Annotated in this window: 1 protein-coding gene; it reads left to right on the top strand. The window is 36.5% G+C overall.

The genetic code is table 11. The features are described 5' to 3' along the window. On the top strand, positions 1 to 282 hold a 282-nt coding region (locus Q4563_RS19350; RefSeq protein ID WP_303605671.1), incomplete at both ends, for a TRAP transporter large permease subunit.

Here is a 282-nt window from a genome sequence, read left to right on the forward strand (position 1 = left end):
GCAATGTACTCATCGTTTATTCCTTAGCTAGTGGTGGAGCTTCTATTGCAGCCTTATTTTTAGCGGGATACATTCCTGGAATCATGACAGGAGTGTTTTTAATGGTGGTAGCATCTTTTTGGGCAAAAAAGAAAAAATACAAATTAGGACAGAAAAGCTCTTTTAAGGATATTTTTAAAACATTTATTGTTGCAGTTCCTAGCTTATTTATGTTAGTGGTTGTAATTGGCGGAATTGTTGTAGGAGTATTTACTGCTACCGAAGCCTCTGCCATAGCAGTTT

This window comes from Gilvimarinus sp. 1_MG-2023, assembly GCF_030548285.1.